General features: G+C 58.0%; 19 protein-coding genes. 12 read left to right on the top strand and 7 right to left on the bottom strand.

The window, feature by feature from the left end; translation table 11 throughout:
- Positions 1-4: 4 nt before the first annotated feature.
- The 3 genes from mauA to AD930_RS18295 are packed head-to-tail and all read left to right on the top strand — an operon-like array spanning position 5 to position 1,504.
- Positions 5-553, top strand: a complete 549-nt coding sequence (gene mauA, locus AD930_RS08445; protein WP_061491964.1) for a methylamine dehydrogenase (amicyanin) small subunit — start codon at positions 5-7, stop codon at positions 551-553.
- Positions 550-1,023 (top strand): c-type cytochrome, encoded by a 474-nt coding sequence (locus AD930_RS08440; protein ID WP_061505881.1) that lies wholly within the window; start codon positions 550-552, stop codon positions 1,021-1,023. The genes mauA and AD930_RS08440 overlap by 4 nt, the downstream gene beginning before the upstream one ends.
- Complete coding sequence (locus tag AD930_RS18295; protein WP_061505880.1) at positions 1,001-1,504, top strand: c-type cytochrome; 504 nt, start codon at positions 1,001-1,003, stop codon at positions 1,502-1,504. The genes AD930_RS08440 and AD930_RS18295 overlap by 23 nt, the downstream gene beginning before the upstream one ends.
- Here AD930_RS18295 and AD930_RS08430 read toward each other — a convergent pair.
- The gene (locus AD930_RS08430; RefSeq protein ID WP_244150538.1) at positions 1,501-2,160 is read right to left on the bottom strand and encodes a thioredoxin domain-containing protein; all 660 of its coding nucleotides are present in this window, start codon (positions 2,158-2,160) and stop codon (positions 1,501-1,503) included. The two genes, AD930_RS18295 and AD930_RS08430, sit on opposite strands and share 4 nt — an antisense overlap.
- A 29-nt stretch (positions 2,161-2,189) precedes the next feature.
- Here AD930_RS08430 and AD930_RS08425 point away from each other — a divergent pair, with 29 nt between their 5' ends.
- The 3 genes from AD930_RS08425 to AD930_RS08415 all read left to right on the top strand — a co-directional run bounded on the left by AD930_RS08425 (position 2,190) and on the right by AD930_RS08415 (position 5,442).
- Positions 2,190-3,623 carry an aldehyde dehydrogenase family protein gene (locus tag AD930_RS08425; RefSeq protein WP_082781775.1) on the top strand — a complete coding sequence of 478 codons (1,434 nt, stop codon included), beginning with the start codon at positions 2,190-2,192 and terminating at the stop codon, positions 3,621-3,623.
- A complete protein-coding gene (locus tag AD930_RS08420; protein ID WP_061505879.1) occupies positions 3,620-4,891 on the top strand; it encodes an NAD(P)/FAD-dependent oxidoreductase in 1,272 nt (423 codons plus the stop codon). The genes AD930_RS08425 and AD930_RS08420 overlap by 4 nt, the downstream gene beginning before the upstream one ends.
- Before the next feature lie 143 nt (positions 4,892-5,034).
- Positions 5,035-5,442, top strand: coding sequence for a lytic transglycosylase domain-containing protein (locus AD930_RS08415; RefSeq protein WP_061505878.1), 408 nt, complete (start codon positions 5,035-5,037; stop codon positions 5,440-5,442).
- 40 nt (positions 5,443-5,482) lie between these two features.
- Here the strand turns inward: AD930_RS08415 and AD930_RS08410 are convergent, their stop codons facing one another.
- Positions 5,483-6,406 carry a LysR family transcriptional regulator gene (locus AD930_RS08410; RefSeq protein ID WP_061505877.1) on the bottom strand — a complete coding sequence of 308 codons (924 nt, stop codon included), beginning with the start codon at positions 6,404-6,406 and terminating at the stop codon, positions 5,483-5,485.
- 120 nt (positions 6,407-6,526) lie between these two features.
- On the opposite strand from AD930_RS08410, the gene AD930_RS08405 reads away from it, so the two are divergent.
- The 4 genes from AD930_RS08405 to AD930_RS08390 are packed head-to-tail and all read left to right on the top strand — an operon-like array spanning position 6,527 to position 11,529.
- Positions 6,527-8,164 carry an MFS transporter gene (locus tag AD930_RS08405; protein ID WP_061505876.1) on the top strand — a complete coding sequence of 546 codons (1,638 nt, stop codon included), beginning with the start codon at positions 6,527-6,529 and terminating at the stop codon, positions 8,162-8,164.
- Positions 8,165-8,179: 15 nt separating this feature from the next.
- Positions 8,180-9,256 (top strand): HlyD family secretion protein, encoded by a 1,077-nt coding sequence (locus AD930_RS08400; RefSeq protein ID WP_061505875.1) that lies wholly within the window; start codon positions 8,180-8,182, stop codon positions 9,254-9,256.
- A gap of 4 nt (positions 9,257-9,260) precedes the next feature.
- Complete coding sequence (locus AD930_RS08395; protein ID WP_061505909.1) at positions 9,261-10,784, top strand: efflux transporter outer membrane subunit; 1,524 nt, start codon at positions 9,261-9,263, stop codon at positions 10,782-10,784.
- A gap of 10 nt (positions 10,785-10,794) precedes the next feature.
- Complete coding sequence (locus tag AD930_RS08390) at positions 10,795-11,529, top strand: pirin family protein (RefSeq protein ID WP_061505874.1); 735 nt, start codon at positions 10,795-10,797, stop codon at positions 11,527-11,529.
- Between the two features lie 41 nt (positions 11,530-11,570).
- Here AD930_RS08390 and AD930_RS08385 read toward each other — a convergent pair whose 3' ends face one another.
- A complete protein-coding gene (locus AD930_RS08385) occupies positions 11,571-12,764 on the bottom strand; it encodes a low temperature requirement protein A (protein ID WP_061505873.1) in 1,194 nt (397 codons plus the stop codon).
- Positions 12,761-13,705 (bottom strand): LysR substrate-binding domain-containing protein, encoded by a 945-nt coding sequence (locus AD930_RS08380; protein ID WP_061505872.1) that lies wholly within the window; start codon positions 13,703-13,705, stop codon positions 12,761-12,763. The genes AD930_RS08385 and AD930_RS08380 overlap by 4 nt, the downstream gene beginning before the upstream one ends.
- Positions 13,706-13,824: 119 nt before the next feature.
- Between AD930_RS08380 and AD930_RS08375 the strand changes: the two genes are divergently transcribed.
- Both AD930_RS08375 and AD930_RS08370 read left to right on the top strand, forming a co-directional pair.
- Entirely contained in the window at positions 13,825-14,694 is an 870-nt protein-coding gene (locus tag AD930_RS08375) for a pirin family protein (RefSeq protein ID WP_061505871.1), read from the top strand.
- A 32-nt stretch (positions 14,695-14,726) separates the two neighbouring features.
- Positions 14,727-15,314 carry an NADPH-dependent FMN reductase gene (locus AD930_RS08370; protein ID WP_061505870.1) on the top strand — a complete coding sequence of 196 codons (588 nt, stop codon included), beginning with the start codon at positions 14,727-14,729 and terminating at the stop codon, positions 15,312-15,314.
- 51 nt (positions 15,315-15,365) lie between these two features.
- On the opposite strand, the gene AD930_RS08365 is transcribed toward AD930_RS08370, so the two are convergent.
- The 3 genes from AD930_RS08365 to AD930_RS08350 all read right to left on the bottom strand — a co-directional run bounded on the left by AD930_RS08365 (position 15,366) and on the right by AD930_RS08350 (position 19,872).
- Positions 15,366-17,015, bottom strand: coding sequence for a phospholipase C (locus tag AD930_RS08365; protein WP_156476941.1), 1,650 nt, complete (start codon positions 17,013-17,015; stop codon positions 15,366-15,368).
- A 509-nt stretch (positions 17,016-17,524) separates the two neighbouring features.
- Positions 17,525-18,061 carry an acetate uptake transporter gene (locus AD930_RS08360; RefSeq protein WP_061500223.1) on the bottom strand — a complete coding sequence of 179 codons (537 nt, stop codon included), beginning with the start codon at positions 18,059-18,061 and terminating at the stop codon, positions 17,525-17,527.
- 419 nt (positions 18,062-18,480) lie between these two features.
- Positions 18,481-19,872, bottom strand: coding sequence for an NAD-dependent succinate-semialdehyde dehydrogenase (locus tag AD930_RS08350; RefSeq protein ID WP_061505908.1), 1,392 nt, complete (start codon positions 19,870-19,872; stop codon positions 18,481-18,483).
- Between the last annotated feature and the right edge of the window lie 325 nt (positions 19,873-20,197).

The following is a 20,197-nucleotide window of genomic DNA, read 5'->3' as shown; positions in this document are numbered from 1 at the left end:
CGGCATGGCACACAGCCTGCTGGACCGCACGATTGAGCGTTTGACCCGCCACGTTGCGGGCCATAGTTCCCGCCGCGGCCTGCTTGGGCGCGTTGGGGCGTGGGTGACGTTCGGGGCTTTGATCCCCACTTTGCCGGTTGAGCGTGCATCTGCCGCGCAGACCGCCAAGCCCAAATTCAAGGCCCCCACACCATTTGCGGCTGATGCCCAGACGACGGACCCCACGGCCTGCAATTACTGGCGCTATTGCGCGATTGACGGGTTCCTGTGTGCGTCCTGCGGCGGGGGTGTTCATAGCTGCCCACCGGGGACGAGCCCGTCACCCACCTCATGGATTGGCACCTGCTTTAATCCCGGGGACGGGCAGTCCTACCTTGTTGCGTATCGTGACTGTTGCGGACAGGATGCGTGCAGCCAGCCCATGTGCGTGGGCACGGAGGGTGACCAGCCGAGCTACCGGCCTCAGGCCAATAATGATATCATCTGGTGCTTTGGTACAGGCGCACTGATCTATAATTGTTCGACTTCTGTTATTGTTGGGAATGCATCATGATTAAACACGGTTTACGTCTTCTGGCTGGTGTTCTTGCAGCGGCTCCGGTTCTGGCGGGTTCTGCCCACGCAGCCTCTGACGGGCTGACGGTTTACAACACCAACTGTTCCGTATGCCATCAGGCTGGCGGGGCCGGGATGCCGGGCCAGTTTCCTGTTTTGAAAAACCGGATTGATAAAATTGCCGCGACCCCTGAAGGCAAGAAGTATCTGGCAGATGTTGTGCTGAACGGTCTGCACGGCCCTATTCAGGCCGGGGGCGCTGCCTATGCCGGGTTTATGCCGTCTCTCAAGGCTCTTTCTGATGACGATATTGCGGCTGTGCTGACCTACGTTGCGTCTCTGGGTGACACCTCACCGGCTCCGACCTTTACGGCTGATGATGTGAAGGCAGCCCGCGCGACCCCCAAAAAAGGCTCAGAAATTCAGGCCGAACGGAATGCGCTGAATGCTGCACACCCTATTCCGTAATGTTGTAGGGGTTCGCACGCTGCGGCCTGCCAGACGCATGCTTTGTCTGGCAGGGGCGGTGTCCGCGTTTCTGCTGTGGGCTGATAGAGCGCCCACAGCGGAGGCTGCGATGCTGGACCATGCCACCACAAACTATCTGACCCATTGTGGTGGCTGCCACGGGATTGAGGGCGTTTCAGCCCGCACATTTGTGCCGATTTTGCGAGACCACGTGGGCACATTTGCCTGCTCTGCGGAGGGGCGGGCGTATATCGGGCGGGTGCCCGGTGTTTCCATGTCCCTGATCCGGGATGATCAGGAACTGGCGGATGTCATGAATTTTGTGCTGTTCCGCATGGGCGGGGCAAGCACACCGGCGGGCACCAAACCGTTTACAGCGGCTGAAATTCATACCTTTAGGGCACAGCCCATTGCCTCAACGGATCTTCTGGCCTTGCGCGCCGAGGTGCTGGCCCGCGCAGCCGCACAGTGCCCCCGTTAAGAGGGCGAAAGAGCATGCGGGTGGGCTTCCAGAAAAGACTGAATGGAGCTGTGGCCCGTTTCCATAACGCTCAGCAGGCTTTCCAGATGCTCACGGTTGTTGACCAGCCCGCGCGCTTCTACCGTGCCATCCGGGGCCAGAAGCACCGCAAAGGGAACACGGTCAACGCCCAGCAGGCGGCCGATGTTGGCGGAATTGACCATCTCCCGCCGGGTGATGCCAAGGGTAGCGACCGCCTCTTCCTGCGCCTGCGGGGTGTCATCCCCCACAAACAGCAGGTCAAGTTTTTCACGAACGCAGAAATCACGCGTGATGGAAACCATTTTTTGCGAAATCGGGCAGGTGCCGGAAACAAAAAGCAGCAGCAATTTTCTGCCATTGGGACGCTGGCCACCGATGATGACGTTCTGCCCGTCCAGCGTTGTCTGGGGATGAGCATCCAGCCGGGAGGCCGTGGGGTTGACCGGAGCCAGCGCGCCAAGGGGCGCAATTTTGCGGTAAAGCGCTTTAACCTGTTTGAGCAGCAGCAGGGCGACAGCGGCAGTCAGCACCATGATGATCCACAGTGTGCCCTGCGCCAGTATCAGAGCCTTCATATCCATCAGTTCCCGGTTGTTTGCATGACTATTGCAACAAATAGCCTGATGGTCGATCAAAATATCATCCTTTAAGGAACGAGCACGCCATGTCTCATGCTTTGCAATTTTATTATAACGGCCAGTGGGTTAACCCGGTTGGCACCCGCACGCTGGATGTTATTAATCCTGCAACGGAAGAGGTGTGCAGCACGATCGCCCTTGGGGAAGCTGAGGATGTAAACCGCGCCGTGGCGGCTGCCCGCAAGGCCTTTCCGGCATGGTCCGTCACCACGCGGGAAGAGCGGCTGGCTGTGCTGGAGCGTATTCTTGTTGTCTACAAAAAGCGTTCTGAAGATATGGCGCAGGCAATTTCTCAGGAAATGGGCTCTCCCATTGCCCGGGCGCGGGATAGCCAGACATGGGCTGGTATGGCGCATCTGGAAGAAATGATTTCAGCCCTTAAAACCTACGTGTTTGACGAAATGCGGGGTGATATTCTGATCACCCGCGAGGCTGTTGGGGTTGCGGGGCTTATTACACCGTGGAACTGGCCGATGAACCAGATTATGTGCAAGGTTGCGCCGGCGCTGGCCGCAGGGTGCACGGTGGTGATGAAGCCCAGTGAAGTTGCACCGCTCAGTGCGCTGGTCTTTACGGAAATTCTGGATGAGGCAGGCCTGCCGCCGGGTGTTTATAACATGGTGAATGGCGATGGCCCCGGCGTGGGGGAGGCCATTGCCAGCCACCCGGATGTGGATATGGTTTCCATTACCGGTTCGACCCGTGCCGGGATTGCCGTTGCAAAACTGGCAGCGGAAACGGTCAAGCGTGTGCATCAGGAACTTGGTGGGAAATCACCAAACATCATTCTGCCTGATGCAGATTTTGAAGATGCTGTAACGCGGGGCGTTAAAGGCTGCTTTAGCAACTCCGGCCAGTCCTGTGATGCACCAACGCGTATGCTGGTGCCGCGTGCACAGATGCAACAGGCTATGCAGATTGCCAAAACGGCAGCTGAGTCCTTCAAAATGGGTTCTCCGGCGGATGAAACTACGCAGCTTGGCCCGGTTGTGAGTGCCGTGCAGTATGACCGGATTCAGAAACTAATTGCCAAAGGTATTGAAGAAGGGGCGACGCTTGTAACAGGAGGCCTTGGGAAACCGGACGGTTTGGAAACAGGGTATTACGTCAAGCCCACCGTGTTTGGGAATGTTGCGCCGGATATGAGCATCTCACGCGAGGAAATTTTCGGGCCGGTTCTGTCTATTCTGGCCTATGATGATGAAGAGCAGGCCATTCAGATTGCCAATGACACGCCTTATGGTCTGGGCGCCTACGTTCAGTCTGGTGACCTGAAGCACGCCAGAGCCGTGGCGCGCCGCCTGCGGGCGGGGAACGTGAATATCAACGGGGCAGCATGGACCGTGGCGGCACCATTTGGTGGCTATGGTCAGTCCGGCAACGGGCGTGAATGCAGTTCATTCGGATTGACAGACTTTCTGGAAATTAAAGCCATTATTGGATACGGCGAGGACGCATGAACACGGTAGCCAGCCTTTATGCAGCAGATGGCGGGAGCGTTCCGGCGTACCCGCCTCTTGATGGCGCACAGCGTGCCGATGTTGTTATTATCGGGGCTGGCCTGACCGGGCTTTCGGCAGCGCTGCACCTTGCTGAAAAAGGGGTAAAGGTGTTTGTGCTGGAGGCCGAACAGCCCGGCTGGGGGGCTTCCGGGCGAAACGGGGGGCAGGTGAACCCCGGCCTTAAGCCTCTTCCCTCGCAAGTGGAGCAGGATTTCGGGCCGGTTTATGGCCCGGCTCTTGTGGACGCAGCCTGGAACGCGCCCAATCTGGTTTTTGATCTGATTGAGCGGCATGGCATTGCGTGCGCGGCCCTGCGTGGCGGAACGGTTAGAGCCGCCACGGCACCCGCGCAACTCGCACCTTTGCGGCAACTGACAGACGAGTGCCTGAAGCGCGGCTGGCCGGTTCAATGGCTGGAGCCTGCGGACATGCAGGCACGGTCCGGCAATGCTCTGTATTGCGGCGGGATGCTGGATGCACGCGGAGGCCAACTTGACCCTCTGGCTTATACGCGCGGCCTTGCGCAGGCTGCGACTAAAGCCGGGGCGAGCTTGTATGGGGGAACGCGGGTCACCTCTTTTGGCCGCGAGGGGGATGCGTGGCAGGTGCAGACGGCGCAGGGTTCTGTGCGTGCCGATAAGCTGCTGTTCGCGACCAATGGCTATACAGACAAAGCGTGGGACGCTCTGCGGCGGTCTGTGGTCCCGGTCTATAGCGGTATTGTCGCCAGCGCTCCGCTGCCAGAGGAGTATGCGGCCCGGATTTTGGCGCAGCACGAAGTTTTGTATGAACTGGGCCAGATTACCACATATTACCGTGTGGATGCCCAGCGCCGGTTGCTGATGGGTGGGCGATCCTATTCTCATCATCTACAGGGCCCATCGGCTTTCCCGTATCTGATGCAGCGGGCGCTAACGCTCTGGCCGGAGTTGGCCGATATCAGCTGGACCCATGGCTGGAACGGGCAGTTGGGTATTACGTTGGATCATTATCCGCACTGGCATGAGCCGGAACCCGGTTTGCTAGCCTGTGTGGGTTATAACGGGCGTGGCGTGGCCATGGCGACGGTTATGGGGCAGCACATCGCGCACTACGTGACGGGGCAGGGCACGCCGCTGTTCCCGCCAACCCCGATCAAACCCATAGCCGGGCATTTTGGGTGGAAAATGGGCGTGGCAGGGCGCATCTTGTGGGGCCGTCTGGCGGATCGGCTCGGGCGCGTCTGAAACACGGTGAGGGCTGGGTGTCCAGTCCGCGCCTTGAAAAAGTCTGACTGGGCCCATAGGGAGAAAAGCGGGATGCTCCAGTGCTCTCTTAAGACAAACGTCAAAAAGGGGAGCAGCCGCAGCCCGCTGAACTCAGGATGACAATGCCCGTTTCACTTCTTGCCTGCATGATCGTCAGCGCCAACCATTATCACATCCCTCCGCGCGTTTTGCCGGTGATCCAGAAAGTGGAAGGGGGTGTGACAGGGATGGTGCATCCAAACGGCGATGGCAGTGCGGATCTCGGCCTGATGCAGATCAACACGCGTTGGGTGCAGCCATTGGCTGATATCCGTCATCTCTCTGTGCCTGCAACAGCAACGCGCCTGATTTCTGATCCCTGTTTTAATGTGGCGGCCTCAGCGCTCATCATGCGGACCTATATTGATGAGGCGCATGGAGATGTGATGCGGGCTATCGGGTATTATCATTCCCACACGCCCACGCTGAGTGCTGCTTACAGGCGGAAGGTGCTGAGCATGGCCTCATCCATGTTTGCCGCCAATAAGTGACGGGGCGTGCTTCCGCACGTTCCAGCCAGCAAATTCCGCTTTAGGGCGTGCATTTTTCAAACACTTTGCGGGAGACACGGAACAGTGTTTCCCGCAGCCAGCGATGGACCGGGTCCGTATCCCGCCGGGGGTGCCAGGCCTGAAAAGCCTCAACGCTAGGCAGGGAGAGCGGGAATTCAAAAGAGGCCAGTCCCAGAGCCTCCAGCGAGATATGGTTGATGACAAGGCCGGGCAGGGGAAGGATGAGGTCTGTCTCCTTCATACTTTCCACCATGCAATGATAGGTGGGAACCACCATGGCAATCCGCCGTGTCAGGCCGTACTGGTTTTGCAGCATCCAGTCGATGGGGCCGCGTGCCCGGCCCCTGCGGGAGACGCTGATATAATCGTACAGCACCATGCTTTGAGGCGTAATGGGCGTGGCAAGAATGGGGTGATCCTTCCGCACAAGGCCCTGCATGTGGTCTCGCAGGACAGTCTGGCGGCGGATTTCGGGCTTCATCAGGTCGGTTGCGCCAAGATAGAGGTCAATGCCGCCATCCCGTAACGGGTCAGAGGCCGCGGCATCCAGCTCCGGGGCCCATATCACTTCACAGCGCGGGCATTCCTCCTTGAGGGCTTTCAGAAGAGGCAGGGCGAGGGCGGCCACCACCAGATCATTCGCGCGGATGGTGAAAGTCGGGGCCATGTTGGCCAGATTGGCGAGGGCGCGCGTTTCCAGCAGGCTGTCTGCATTGCGGACCAGATCCTGCACCTGACTGAGCACCCCGGTCGCAAAAGCGGAAGGGATCATGCGCCGACCCGCCTGCACCAGAATGGGGTCTGCAAAGGCAGTGCGGAGCTTGGCCAGCTGGCGGCTCATGGCGGGCTCACTGACCTTCATGCGGCGGGCCGCACGGGATACGCTCTCTTCTTCAGTCAGCACCTGAAGGTAACGCAGCAGATCGAGATCGTAGCCTTTCATCCTTCCAGAAATAGATTTTGTCTGGCGGATTGACCAGAAATTATTCTTCCGAAAATCGAAGTCGTCGCTTTCCACAAATGAGGGTTGTCGGCAGACAGGTGCTCAGGATGATGTGGGGCTATGAACAACGTCGCCCCTCCACAGGCGGTCGGTGAGCCAGTCGTTCACGCCTCGCCACCGCAGCCGTCCTATATTCCGCCTTTTGGCCTGCGGACTGTTATTGGCTGCCTCGGCATGCTGCTGGCGGTGCATATTGCTGGCTTTAATGAACATGTGACTGAAATCGGCCTGTCCGACATTCGGGGCGCGATGCATATCGGGCACGATGAGGGGACGTGGGTCATCTCCATTTATGAGGCGTTCAATATTGCCGCCATGGCCTTCACGCCATGGTTTTATATGACGTTCTCCATCTACCGCTTTTCCATTTTCATGACGGCGGTCATGGCGACCCTGTCTATCCCCGCACCGTTCATGCCGGATGTGACTTCTCTTTGTATTTTAAGGGCTTTTCAGGGGATGGCGGGGGGCTGCCTGCCGCCTGTGCTCATGACCGTGATGCTCAAATATCTGCCACCGCAGATCCGTGTGTTCGGTATTGGCGGCTATGCCATGAGCGCAACCTTCGGCCCTAATCTTGGCCTGCCGCTGGAAGCGTTCTGGTTTGAGCATGTCGGCTGGCACTGGCTGTATTGGGAGATTATCCCGCTTGCGGTGATTGCCGTGGGCATGATGGCGTATGGCCTGCCGCGTGACCCCATGCATTTTGAGCGGTTTGAGAAGTTCAACTGGCTCGGGCTGATTGTGGGCGTGCCGGCCATCTGCTCGCTGGTGACGGTGCTGTATCAGGGAGACCGGCTCGACTGGTTCCGCTCACCCCTCATCACCAATCTGACCTTCTGGGGCATGGCGGCCTTTATCGTGTTCGTCATTAACGAAGCCTATCACCCCAGCCCTTATTTTCGCATCCAGTACTGGCGGTCCCGCAATATTCAGGCGTCGCTGCTCTCGCTGGTCGGTATTCTGGCGATCTGCTCCATCATGGGAGAAATTCCCGCCCTGTATCTGGAATCTGTGCGCGGCTATCGGCCTATTCAGGCGGCTCCTGTCTCACTGGTGGTAGCGTTGCCGCAGCTGATTATGCTGCCGTTGATTGCGGCCATCTGTAACCGCCGCAAGGTAGACTGCCGCTTTGTGCTGGCCGGGGGCATGCTGTGTCTTGCGGCCTCAGCCTGGCTTGGCACATGGCTGACGGTGGACTGGGTGCGGGACAATTTCTATCCGCTCCAAATCCTGCAGGTGTTCGGCCAGCCGATGACGGTGATCCCGACCCTGATGCTGGCGACCATGGCCATGGGGCCTGCGGATGGGCCGTTCATCTCTGGCATGGTGAACATGCTCAAAGGGCTGGCCAATGCGGTGGCCTATGCGCTGTTCGCTGCACTCAGCCGCCGGCGTGAGCAGTATCATTCCACTATGTTGCTGGACCATCACGGCACGCATGCTCTGGCTTTGCAGGGCATGGGGAACCCCATCACGCAGCAGCTTTCCGGCACCTCGCCCGATAGCGGGCATGTGGCCCGGAACTCCCTGCAGATCTTTCATACCTATGTGCATGAGCAGTCTCTCGTGCTCGCACTCAACGATATCTACGCGCTGCTGATTGTCGTCTGCCTTGGCTATGCGGTGATGAACCTGCTGCTGCCGCATCGCGTCTATCCGCCTCGTGCGCCGTCTCCCAATACTCCCGCTCGTTAAACCGGAACTCTGAACATGATTTACAAAAAACCTCTGCTTTACGCAGGCTGTGCCGCAGGTGTTCTTGCCCTTATTGCGTGGGGCGGGGCGCGTTGGGTCAATGGAGATGGTGTGAACCAGTACACCAATGATGCCTATGTGACGGCGGATTTCCCAACGGTTGCGCCCAAGGTGTCCGGGCGCATTGATCGCGTTATTGCGCAGGACAACGAGCAGGTCCATGCGGGCGAAGAACTCGCCCATATTGAGGACGATGATTACCGCGCAGCCCTGGATGTGGCGAAGGGGAACAGGCTGGCCGCACAGGGGGATGTGACCAACCTTGAGGCCGAACTGGCGCGGCAGGATTCCGTTATTGCGGAAGCGCGGGCGGCTGTGCAGGCGGATCAGGCCAACCTGATGTTTGCCCGGCAGAATGCGGTGCGATACCGCAACCTCTCTTCCGGCGGGGCGGGCACTATTGAGCAAAAGCAGTCTTCAGAAGCGCATGAGAAGGAAGCCGAAGCTGCCATTGCGCGCGATCAGGCCGGGGTAGACGCCGCCATCCGTCAGGTGGCTGTGCTGAAGGGCCAGCTTGAACGGGCGCGCGGTGTGCTGGTGCGCGCGCAGGGGGATGAGAAGCAGGCCGACCTGAACCTCTCCTACTGCACCATTCCGGCCCCCATGGATGGCGTGGTGGGTGAACGTGGCGTGCGCGTGGGGAATTATGTGCATCCGGGCACGGGTATTCTGGCCGTTGTGCCGACTCATGCGGCCTATGTGCTGGCCAACTTTCAGGAAACGCAGCTGATCAGAGTTCAGGCCGGGCAGCGGGCGACCATCTGGGTGGATACGTTCCCCGGCCATCCGCTCAAGGCGCATGTGGACTCACTCGCTCCGGCAACTGGCGTGGCCTTTGCCCCCATTCAGCCAGACAATGCCACGGGCAACTTTACCAAGGTGGTGCAGCGTATTCCGGTCAAACTGACCTTTGATGCGGACCAGCCGCTGGCGGCCAGAGTGCGGGTTGGGATGTCGGTCGAAGCTACTATCGATACATCTTCAAAGCCGGAAGGGCCGCATGCCAATGACGCTCGCTATGTCTGGCAGTAACGCCATGAAGCGCTTTCTTCTCGCCGGGTTTTCCATGGTGGCTCTTGCGGGCTGCACGGTCGGGCCGACTTATCACAAGCCGCAGGTCAAAGCGCCTGCCGCATGGCGGGATACGCAGCCGCCTGCGGAAAGCCGCGTCACCACAGCATCTACCGATCCGCAGTGGTGGAAACTGTTCAATGATCCTGCTTTGACGAAGCTGGAAAACGAGGTCGCATCCTCCAATCTGGACCTGAAAGCCGCCAGCCTGCGCCTGATGCAAAGTCAGGCGGAGCGGCGCATAGCCAGTGCCGCGCAGATGCCGCATTTGGAAGCCAATGCCTCCTATGCGCGGGAGCGGGCCAGCACGAATGGCGTGCTGGGGCTGCTGGGCACCATGGAGCGGGAGCAGGCGGGCTCCATTGCTTCAGGCTCACAGGGCTTTGGCCCGACGGCGCTCCCGGGAAGCGTGGGCAATCCCTCCTTCAATCTGCCGCAATACGGGATGAATGCCTCGTGGGAAGTGGATTTCTGGGGGCATGTCCGGCGTCAGGTGGAAGCAGCGACAGCTGCGACGCAGGAAACTGAGGAAATGCGGCGCGATACGCTGGTCTCCCTGATGGCGGAGACGGCGCAGGACTATATCGACCTGCGGGCTACGCAAACGCAGGTGGGTATTCTTGAGCACAATATCGACGTAGCAAACAACAGCGTTCGGCTGACCAGCCTGCGGTTCCAGCAGGGGGCGGCAACGCGGCTGGATGTGGCGGAGGCGACAGGCCAGCTTCACACCTTCACCTCGCGCCTCGCACCTCTTAAAGCGCAGGAAACGCATATGCTGAATGCGCTGAGTTTCCTTGTGGCGCGGGAGCCGGGGGCGCTGGATGCCGAACTGGGCAAGCCTTCCGGTATTCCGTCCGTGCCTGCGGTTGTGCCGGTCGGTCTGCCGTCTGAACTGGCGGAGCGTCGGCCTGATATCCGCATGGCGGCAGACCATCTGCATGCCGCTACCGCAGCGATTGGCGTGGCGATTGCGGACTTTTTTCCGCGTGTGACGCTCTCTGGCAGTCTGGATATTCAGGCGCTTCAGTTCAGCGGGCTTGGGTCATGGGCCTCGCGCCAGTATGGCTTTGGGCCGACGGCGACCCTGCCGCTTTTTGAAGGTGGACGCCTGACCGGTCAGCTGCATCTGCGTAAGGCACAGCAGAAGGAGGCGGCCACCCTGTTCCAGCGCACGGTGCTGAAAGCCTGGCAGGAAATTGATGACGCTATGGCCGACTTTACCGCCGCCCAGAGACGGCGCGACGAGCTGGCGGAAGCTGTGCATGAGAACGAGATTGCTGTGGAAACGGCCAAAGCTCAGTATGTACAGGGGGCGTCTGACTTCCTGAATGTGCTGACGTTGCAGAACGCGCTGCTCTCCTCACAGAGTGCTTTGGCCACAGCCACGGCGCAGGTGGCCGGGTCTGTCACGCATCTGTATCGCGCTGTTGGCGGAGGGTGGCAGGATCTCTACCCAGAGAAGACGCCAGCCAGAACGCCGGGCTGAGGGATACGTCATGATAACAGTGAGACGGGCCGCGACCCTTGGTTCCACACAGTCTGATACGCTGACGCTCCAGTGCCATTTTGCTTTTGCGGATTATCAGGACCCTGCGCATCAGCATGACGGACGGTTGCGGGTTCTCAATCAGGGCACGTTGCGTCCCTCAGAGGTGTATCATCTGGGGCCGGAAGCTGCGGTTGATGTGGTGACATGGGTGCAGGCAGGGAGCCTGACGGCGCAGGTTGATGACTTTGCACCGGAGGACATTCAGGCTGACGGATTACATCTGATCAGCACGGGCTCGGGTTGCCAGAAACTGGCATGGCAAGCCGGGCCGGAGGGCGTGTCTTTTCTCCAGTTCTGGTTTTTGCCGGATACGGATGAAGGGATGCCCCGGCAGGAAAGCCGTCTCAGTTTTCCGCAGGGGGAAGATGGCGGCTTTAGAATTCTGGCGTCTGGTTTCCCTGAAGATGATCCCGAAGAGCGTGAGGTTATTACAGACGGCGCGCCGGTAGCTCTGAGTGCGGGCGCGCGCCTGCTGCATGCCATTATACCGGCGGGAGAGGGGGCGGCTTACAGCACCAGTGTAAACCGTGACCTGTATCTGCTGGTGGTGTCGGGTGTTGTAAGCGTAGCCGATGCAGTGCTGGAAGCGGGGGATGCGGCAGCTGTGAGCGATGTCAGAGATCTGACGGTGATGGCGCAGGAGCAGGCTGTTGTTTTGCTGACGGATGTTGCTTCGACCTGACTGGGGCGGCGCAGAGTGCGCCGTTGGTCAGGTCGCGGCTGTTAGGGTGCTTTCCCGAAACAGGCCTTGCTCCGTGCGATTTTGCCGGAACCGATAACGCTGATGATCAGGAAAAGCGTCGTTTCACAGAACGCCAGCATCCACAAGGGAAGCGACTGCCCGGCAAACCCGACCACAAGCAGCAGACCCAGGCCGACCATCTGGCTGGACGCCAGCCTACGTGTGGCTACCCAGCGGTAGGCGGTGCTGGCCAGAAGGTAGAGGGCCGGACCAAGCGTCATGACCAGGGCGGGAGCCCCTTTGGCCTCCTCAACCGGATTTTCCAGCAGCATATCCATGGCGACGGCGGTGACGATAATTCCGCCTATCAGAATGACATGCAGATAATGGAAATAGGCCCCCATTCGGCCCGGATCGGAGGAGCTGTTGATGGCGTGTTCGGCTTCCTCGCTGGAGGTTTCAAAATACAGCCACCACATGGCGAGGGTGCAAAGAAAGCTTGCGCCAAACCCGCCAAACTCAATCCATGACCAATGCTCACTTTCCGCAAGGGAAAGACCGGAGGCCATGATGGTTTCCCCAAGGGCGACAATCACAAACAACTGGCAGCGTTCTACAATATGACTGCCTGAAATGGTCCAGTCCGACGTGTGGGAGCGCCCCAGCCCCGGCAGCCAGAACCCGAACATGGGAGAAAAATATTCGCACGCGACGCCGGCGGCCCATAACGGCACACGGGCTTCCGGTGAGGCCAGACCGCCAGCAATCCAGAAGCAGGCGGCAATGACGCCCCAGCCCAGAATGCGGCGGTAATTGGGGGCGAGAGGGTGAGTGGCCGGGAGGCTGAACACAATAAATGCGGAGCGCCCGACCTGCATGAGGGTGTAACACAGCGCGAAGGCCAGCCCGCGCGCCCCAAAAGCCTCCGGGGCCGCAGCACCGCAGACAAGAGCCAGCGCCATTGTGAGAAACAGCACGCCGCGCAGGGCGGGCACGCGCGGGTCAAACCAGTTGGTCACCCAACCGGTATATTGCCAGCCCAGCCATGCCGCGAACCACAGGATGAGGGTTTGCAGGCCGCCCAGAGGCGTTAGATGATGCAGCAGCCCATGACTGATCTGGGTGACAAGAAACACATAAACCAGATCAAAAAACAGTTCCTCATTCATCACGCGGGTATTGTCTGCTCCCGGCTGGCGCATGAGGGGATGAGATGAGGCATCCTGTGCAGTCATGAAGAACTCCGTTGAGAGGGGGGTGCCTTGAACGCTTCTGCGGCAAACCCGCGTTGCGTAGCACATTCCTGTGCCAGAAAATCAAGCAGGGCGCGCACGGCAGGCACAAGCCCACGTCGGGATGGAAAAACTGCGTGGATAATGCCTGCGCGGGGCTGCCAGCCGGGGAGAACCTGCACAAGGCGTCCGGCCTCAATATCCTGCCAGATCATCATGGTCGGGAGCTGCACAATCCCGCTGCCAATAAGAGCGGCTTCCCGCAGGACGGCCATATCATCCGTGGCAAGGCGGGGTTCATGGAAAACCGTGGCGGTCTGCCCCTGCTGATTTTCCAGAAGCCAGGAATGGGTGCCGGGATGGGTTTTGAAGTCCAGACTGGGCAGGCCGTTCAGATCAGCCGGTGAGGCAAGGGGCTGAGGTACCAGAGAGGGTGCGGCAATCAGGCATTGCGTGCTGGTGTCGAGCGTCCGCATGACGAGGTCAGACGGGGCGAGGGGTGGAAAGCGGACGCGGATGGCGAGGTCAAACCCTTCCTTCAGCACATCCACCTGCCGGTTAGTGCTTTCAAGCTGAAGGGTGACGGCGGGGTAGCGCAGCATGAAACGGGCCAGCAGTGCGCCGAACTGAAAAGTCAGAAGTGCCACAGGGCAGCTCAGCCGGATTTGTCCGCAGGGTTCGGCCTGAAGCTGGGCGACGGATTGCTCGGCAGTATCGGCGGCGGCCAGCATGGTCAGGCAGTGTTCGTAAAACCGATGCCCGGTTTCCGTTACGTTGAAATGGCGGGAAGAACGTTGGATGAGGCGCGTATGCAGGCGGTCTTCCAGCAGGCGGACCCGTCGGCTGAGGAGGGATTTCTGGAGGCCCGTTGCCCGCGCCGCCGCGGAAAAGCCGCCGTGTTTGACGACCTGCGCAAAATATTCAAAGTCGTTGAGGTCTCTCATCGTCCTGCCTGTGGAACGCATTGTTCGATTGAGCGCTCTTCCTGCGACAATAAGAGAAACGCATATTCCTTATCAAGCACAGAGGCACAGGCCTCCGGCAATCAGACAGGATGATAACAATGCAAAAGAAAATTCTTGGCACGTATGGGAATGATCGGGGCCACTGGGTGGGGGATGGTTTTCCCGTTCGCTCACTGTTTTCTTACAGTCAGTTTGGCACGCATCTCAGCCCGTTTCTGCTGCTCGATTATGCCGGGCCGCATGAATTCAAACCCACCGACGCCCGGCGGGGCGTAGGGGAGCATCCGCACAAGGGGTTCGAGACCGTGACCATTGTTTACGATGGAGAGGTTGAACACCGGGATTCCTCTGGCGGCGGTGGCATTATCGGGCCGGGTGATGTTCAGTGGATGACGGCAGGCAATGGCGTCCAGCATGAGGAATTCCATTCCCCGGCCTATGCCAAAACCGGCGGCAGCTTTCGCATGGTGCAGCTGTGGGTGAACCTGCCTGCAAAAGACAAAGGTGTGCCTGCGGCGTACCAGACCATCCTTGCGGGGAATATCCCGACGATACCGTTGGCTCACGATGCCGGGCATCTGCGGATTATTGCCGGGGATTATGAGGGAACCCATGGGCCAGCCCGCATCTTTTCTCCACTAAACGTGTGGGATGGTGTGCTGCATGAAGGGGCGCAGGTCACGCTGGATCTGCCCAAAGGGCACAACGCGGCCATTGTTTCTCTGGAGGGGCATCTGATTCTGAACGGGACGCAGGAACTCGGTGCCGCGCAGTTCGCTTTGTTGGGGCATGAAGGGGCTGCGGTGACGTTGCAGGCCTCCAGAGCGTCCAGTTTTCTGGTGTTGACGGGAGAACCGCTGAATGAGCCGATTGCAGGATACGGGCCCTTTGTCATGAATACGCAGGAGGAGATCCGGCAGGCGATTGAGGATTTCAATGGCGGACGGTTTGGCGGCATTCACGCCTGATAAGTCAGAAAAGATCAAAAAGGAAAAAGTTGATGACGCAGCCAGCACCACTTCATTTTGTCACGCTTTTGGGGAGCCTGCGTAAAGGGTCACTCAACGGTATTCTGGCCCGGACATTGCCCGAACTGGCTCCGGAAGGCATTACCATTACGTCTCTGGGGTCCGTAGGGGACTTTCCGCATTATGATCAGGATGTGCAGGAGCAGGGTTTTCCTGCGCCTGTGCTGGCCATGGCCGAACAGATCCGAGCGGCGGATGGGCTGATTATTGTGACGCCTGAATATAACTATTCCGTCCCCGGTGGTTTGAAAAACGCGCTGGACTGGCTTTCCCGCGTGACGCCGCAGCCTTTGGCGGGCAAGCCGGTGGCTGTGCAGACGGTCTCCCCGGGCGGGATTGGCGGGGCGCGGGCGCAATATCACCTGCGGCAAAGTCTGGTTTTTCTGGATGCTTTTGTTCTGAACAAGCCTGAAGTAATGATCGGGCAGGCGATGAGTAAATTTGATACGGAGCGGCTGGAACTGACAGACCAGCCAACCCGGGCTTATCTGACACGCCAGATTGCCGCTCTGGCTGATCTGGCGCGTAAAATTGCGCCGCATAAGCCTGAAAGCGTATGAAAAAATCAGGCTGGATACTTTTGGGTATCCAGCCTGAGAGGCCCCAGAACTTTACTTTGACGCGGGCTGAGAAACAGGCGTTCCCGTTTCAGGGTCAAGCAGGAGAGGCGTGAGGCGCGGCGGTGCGGTGAAGTCGAACAGATCGTTGATATCGTGGGCCACGGCATCAAACGAGCCGCCGCCAAGGCGCTGACCGTTCAGCCAGTTATCCTCGATAAAACGGGGAATGGAGCTTTGGGTGATCTGAACATGGCTGACAGCATTGCTCCGTGCCCACGGCGAGATAAGGATAAACGGGATACGCGTGCCCGGCCCGCAACGTCCATTGACGGGTTTGCCTTCAACCCCGGCAAACGCCGTACCGGTTCCGCAGCGACCGGGACCATTCAACTGGTCAGCATCGGCATCAAAAGACCCGTGCTGAGGTTTGATGAAGGCGTGGTCATACCAGCCGTCTGAATCATCATAGGCAATAAGGATGGCGGTATCGCGCCATTCCGGCTGCTGTTGCAGCATGTTGACCAGCGGGACGATGCCCTGCTGTTCATCCAGCGGGTCGGAATAGCCAGCGTGTCCATCCTGATAGGCAGGCAGTTTGATGAACGAGACCGCCGGAAGACGATGCGCTGCGACCACAGCTTTGAAGTCTTCCAGATCATATTCATGGTTGGCAGGATCACGCGTTTTGCCATCTTCACTCAGCGTATGGCCAATGGCGGCGAGTGAGCTGGGGCGTGCGTGGGTTGGGTTTGCCGTACTGGCGTAATACTGGAACCAGTTATGGTGCGGAATGTAATCAGTGATGTTTTCATGAACGACGGGGGAGAAGGTGGCGCGTTTGCAGCCTGTCGTGCCATCACTATTTTTGGTTTCCAGTTTGAAGCCGCCCATAAAGCCGCCCCAGGACACATTGCCAGCCGTCAGCAGGTCACCGATATTCTTGCCGCTCATCATGACCTGATTATTTTTGAGGGAGCAGACGTCTCCTGCCGGATCAATATCGTTGATCATGGTCCAGCCGCCCTGACCATCAGCAAGGAAGGGAGAGACGGCCTCCTTGGTTGAGGGTTTCTGGGTGGTGGCAATAATTTTCATGCCATTCGTCTGGCCAGAGACAGCCTCCAGCGCACCCGGGGTGGAGGGGCCGTAGGTATCCGTATAAGCCGCGTCGCTCATGGCAAAACGCTGGGCGTAATTCCACAAGGCGGTGACGGTATTACCGTCAAAATAGCCCATGACCTGCCCACGGGTGGCAAATGCACCAGCGCCTCCGGAGGTGCCGCGCCCTGTGTAGCGGGGGAAGAGGTCGGCGTGGCCATCATGATAGGCCATCTGTTCGGCCGTATAGAGATGGTTCTGGTCTGCTGTGCTGGCCTGTGTGCGGTCTAGCCGGAACGGGAGAGACGCATTTTTTCCGTTCTCCGGGTTTGTATTCGGGTTTGTTTCCAGCAAATGCGCACTGAGCAGGGTGTTGGCGTGCGGCGTGTGCGGAGAAGCTTTGAAAGCAGGTTCCCCCGCCGGATTGGCTGCGACCGGATAGGTGCCAAAGTAATGGTCGAACGCGACGTTTTCCTGATAGATCACGACCAGATGCTTGATGGGCGTTTTGGTCGTGGTGTCAGGCTCGGCTGCCCATGCGGAAGAAGCGAGTGTTAGCAGCGATGTGCTCAGGCACAAAAAGCTGCAAAAATTTTTGAACATGGACATCCCTGCAAAATAGGCTTCAAAACAAGGCCTATAGCATAAAGGCGCTTCCATGATGAACAACAGAAAAAGAAGCGATTTCTATAAAATTTAGAATTTTTGCAATGAAAATAAGGTCTTAAGAAATGAGAGAGATAAAGGTTGGGAGGATGAATTTCAAAAAACTTTAACATTACTTCGGGGCAATAAAATAACGCTTGAAGGCTTTTATACTGTCTTATGCCGGAGGTCTCAGAGGGTGGCCGCATGGTAAGCCTGCAGGACTATCGAGCCCGAGACAGGGCAGGCGGGCGGTTCATTAAACCCTGTTTCAGCCAGCAGTTTCTCTTGGGGCTTTTAAGCAAGGGTAATTAGGTCATCGTAAGACGCCAGACTGGGCCGGGTAGCTTCATTAAAATTCAGATTACCGGGCAGTCTGGCGTCAGTCTTACGGAGGCTGGTGATGTCGTTACGTCAAGGCATGTGAGGGACGAAAGGGACGCGCCTTTTTGCCGTCTGGCGCTGTGTTACTTTTGCACCTGCAACAGCTCTTTTCCTGCCAGATAGATGGCGGAAAAGCCGCAAACAAGCCCTTCAAAGCCCGCAATGGTGGTGAAAATAGGCTGCCCCGTGAATTCTCCAGCTGCGAGTAGCAGGAAGAGAATAACAAGTGTTGCAAAAATAACCTGTAGTTCTTTGGAGGCTTTGAGGGTGGCCATAAAAAGGATGGCGGTAAAAATACCCCATATAAGCAGATAGCTGCCAATGAGGGCGGGAGAGGACGCAGCGATAACCCCAAAATGGGGAAGAACAATGAGCAGAACAAAGGAAATCCAGAACGCACCGTAGGATGTAAAGGCCGTCAGTCCGAATGTGTTTCCGTTGAAAAACTCCAGGATCCCGGCAAAAATCTGTGCGGCACCGCCGAAAACGAGGCCCATGGCCAGAATGGCTGATCCCATGGAAACCAGCCCGGCATTATGAAGGTTGAGGAGAACCGTCGTCATGCCAAATCCCATCAGGCCCAGTGGACCCGGATTGGCGTAGAATTTTTCGTTATTCACCGGATTTATTCCCGTTACTTATTATTGTTATGCCTGATCCTATGGCTGCGTGATGCTGAAAGATATTAAAATCGGATTGAGTGCCGATCACATTCTGGATGGCTCACAAATCGGTCATCATCCGCAGAACTCAGGGTGAACTGGACCACATTCGGCCCGAAGTGGCTGAGAGACGGCGGGAAGGATGCGCAGGCCGGACTGACGCAATGGAACGCTGAGTTTGTCGGAGCCTTGGGAGCGTTAGTTTTGCGCGCCTCTTTTGAGAAAACCGCAGAAGGTTGTTTTCCGGGAAAGGTGTTGCACACAAAGGGGTGCCTCATGAAACCCGAGGTCTCATGAATAAAAAGAAGGATTAATTTTGCGGAGAAAGACTGTGTGAAAAGGCAGGCTCCCGCCAAGGAGCCTGCCGGTAAGCGTGATCAGGCCGGAGCGTCGATATCGACGATGTTGATCAGCTTGTGGTTGACGAATTCCTTGATGCCAAGGCCAACCAGCTCGCGGCCGAAACCGGAGCGCTTCACACCGCCGAAGGGCAGGTCTGCCTTGGGGATCAGCGGGTGGTTGATGTTGACCATGCCGGTGTGGATCTTGGCGGCAACACGGGCACCACGGGCTTCGTCTTTGGTGAAGACAGCGCCGCCGAGGCCGTAGGGAGAGTCATTGGCAATGCGGATGGCGTCTGCTTCGTCCTTGGCGCGGTAAAGCTGCGTCACGGGGCCGAAGAATTCCCAGTGACGGGCTTCGTTCTCACCGTCCAGACCGGTCATCAGCAGCGGGCGGAAGAAGGTGCCTTTTTCCGGAACTTCCTGACCGATCGCTTCAACTTTGGCACCATGCTTGATGGCTTCTTCAACCTGACGGTGCAGATCTTCAACCGCAGCGCGGGAGCAGAGCGGAGCCAGCGTGGTGGACGGGTCCATCGGGTCGCCAGCCTTCAGTTCGGCAACGCCTTTTTTGTACAGGTCCAGGAAGCGGTCATAAATCGCATCGGCCACAATCAGACGCTTGGCGGACACACAGACCTGGCCAGCGTTCCAGTGGCGACCCATGACGGCCCATTTGACGGCTTTTTCAACGTCAGCGTCATCCAGAACGATGAACGCATCCGCGCCACCCAGTTCCATCATGGATTTTTTCAGGGCTTTACCAGCAACGCCAGCAATGATGGAGCCAGCACCTTCAGACCCCGTCAGCGCTACACCGCAAACGCGGGGGTCTTCCAGGATCATAGCCGTGTGAGAGCGGGCGGTGTACAGGTTGCGGAACAGGCCTTTGGGCAGCCCGGCTTCGATCATCAGATCTTCACAGGAGGCAGCGCACTGCGGCAGGTTGGACGCATGCTTGAGCAGCACAGCGTTACCAGCAGAAAGCTGCGGTGCGATGATGCGGACGACCTGATAGAACGGGAAGTTCCACGGCTCAACAGCAAACACGATACCAAGCGGCTCATGCACCAGCGTGGCCTTGCCTGTTGCCGGGTCGGCTACAGGCAGGGATTCCGGCTTCAGAAGCTCTTCGGAATATTTTGCGTAATATTCAAAAATTTCGGCTGAAAGAATGACTTCGGCTTTGGATTCAGCAAAAGTCTTGCCCATTTCAAGCGTGCCCAGGCGAGCATACTTGTCAATGTCACGCCGCAGAATAGCGGCGGCGGCGTTCATAATACGCGCACGTTCAGCAAAAGACGTGTCACGCCATTTTTCAAAGGCGGCGTGGGCTTCAGAAAGGGCAGTCTGAACTTCCTGATCCGTGGCTTCAGGAAAAGTGGCAAGCACTTCCTCTGTATAAGGGTTCGTTGTCGCGTAAGCCATTAGTACCTCATAAAAACTCAAAAACAGGAAAAGGAGAGCGATCCCGCCGCTGCGGTATCCGATCAGGACAAGCAGAGTGAGACACGCTGCATCATCGCCAACCCTTAGGCCTGAGAAAAATATAGACCGGTCACTTTCTGGCAGAAAGGGGGTGGGCTTCTGCAAAACTCATGAAAGGGCCGCAAAGGGAGGCTTTGCTCACGTTTGCGGCATAGTAACCGGCTGGGGCCTATCTATATATGGATTGATACAGAAATGGTCAATCTATAAATAATATGGAATTTTTGATAACAGTTAATCTTGTTGGGTATGGAAATAACGGGAT

It is taken from the genome of Acetobacter malorum (assembly GCF_001580615.1).
Classification (GTDB): Bacteria; Pseudomonadota; Alphaproteobacteria; order Acetobacterales; family Acetobacteraceae; genus Acetobacter; species Acetobacter malorum.
The sequence above is the reverse complement of the archived record's forward strand: the minus strand, read 5'-3'. Positions and strand labels throughout refer to the sequence as shown.

Bases quoted from the DNA above. Each gene is read 5' to 3' on its own strand.
- mauA (WP_061491964.1), top strand. From the start codon at position 5: ATGGCACACAGCCTGCTGGACCGCACGATTGAGCGTTTGACCCGCCAC.
- AD930_RS08440 (WP_061505881.1), top strand. From the start codon at position 550: ATGATTAAACACGGTTTACGTCTTCTGGCTGGTGTTCTTGCAGCGGCT.
- AD930_RS18295 (WP_061505880.1), top strand. From the start codon at position 1,001: ATGCTGCACACCCTATTCCGTAATGTTGTAGGGGTTCGCACGCTGCGG.
- AD930_RS08425 (WP_082781775.1), top strand. From the start codon at position 2,190: ATGTCTCATGCTTTGCAATTTTATTATAACGGCCAGTGGGTTAACCCG.
- AD930_RS08420 (WP_061505879.1), top strand. From the start codon at position 3,620: ATGAACACGGTAGCCAGCCTTTATGCAGCAGATGGCGGGAGCGTTCCG.
- AD930_RS08415 (WP_061505878.1), top strand. From the start codon at position 5,035: ATGCCCGTTTCACTTCTTGCCTGCATGATCGTCAGCGCCAACCATTAT.
- AD930_RS08410 (WP_061505877.1), bottom strand. From the start codon at position 6,406: ATGAAAGGCTACGATCTCGATCTGCTGCGTTACCTTCAGGTGCTGACT.
- AD930_RS08405 (WP_061505876.1), top strand. From the start codon at position 6,527: ATGAACAACGTCGCCCCTCCACAGGCGGTCGGTGAGCCAGTCGTTCAC.
- AD930_RS08400 (WP_061505875.1), top strand. From the start codon at position 8,180: ATGATTTACAAAAAACCTCTGCTTTACGCAGGCTGTGCCGCAGGTGTT.
- AD930_RS08395 (WP_061505909.1), top strand. From the start codon at position 9,261: ATGAAGCGCTTTCTTCTCGCCGGGTTTTCCATGGTGGCTCTTGCGGGC.
- AD930_RS08390 (WP_061505874.1), top strand. From the start codon at position 10,795: ATGATAACAGTGAGACGGGCCGCGACCCTTGGTTCCACACAGTCTGAT.
- AD930_RS08385 (WP_061505873.1), bottom strand. From the start codon at position 12,764: ATGACTGCACAGGATGCCTCATCTCATCCCCTCATGCGCCAGCCGGGA.
- AD930_RS08380 (WP_061505872.1), bottom strand. From the start codon at position 13,705: ATGAGAGACCTCAACGACTTTGAATATTTTGCGCAGGTCGTCAAACAC.
- AD930_RS08375 (WP_061505871.1), top strand. From the start codon at position 13,825: ATGCAAAAGAAAATTCTTGGCACGTATGGGAATGATCGGGGCCACTGG.
- AD930_RS08370 (WP_061505870.1), top strand. From the start codon at position 14,727: ATGACGCAGCCAGCACCACTTCATTTTGTCACGCTTTTGGGGAGCCTG.
- AD930_RS08365 (WP_156476941.1), bottom strand. From the start codon at position 17,015: ATGTTCAAAAATTTTTGCAGCTTTTTGTGCCTGAGCACATCGCTGCTA.
- AD930_RS08350 (WP_061505908.1), bottom strand. From the start codon at position 19,872: ATGGCTTACGCGACAACGAACCCTTATACAGAGGAAGTGCTTGCCACT.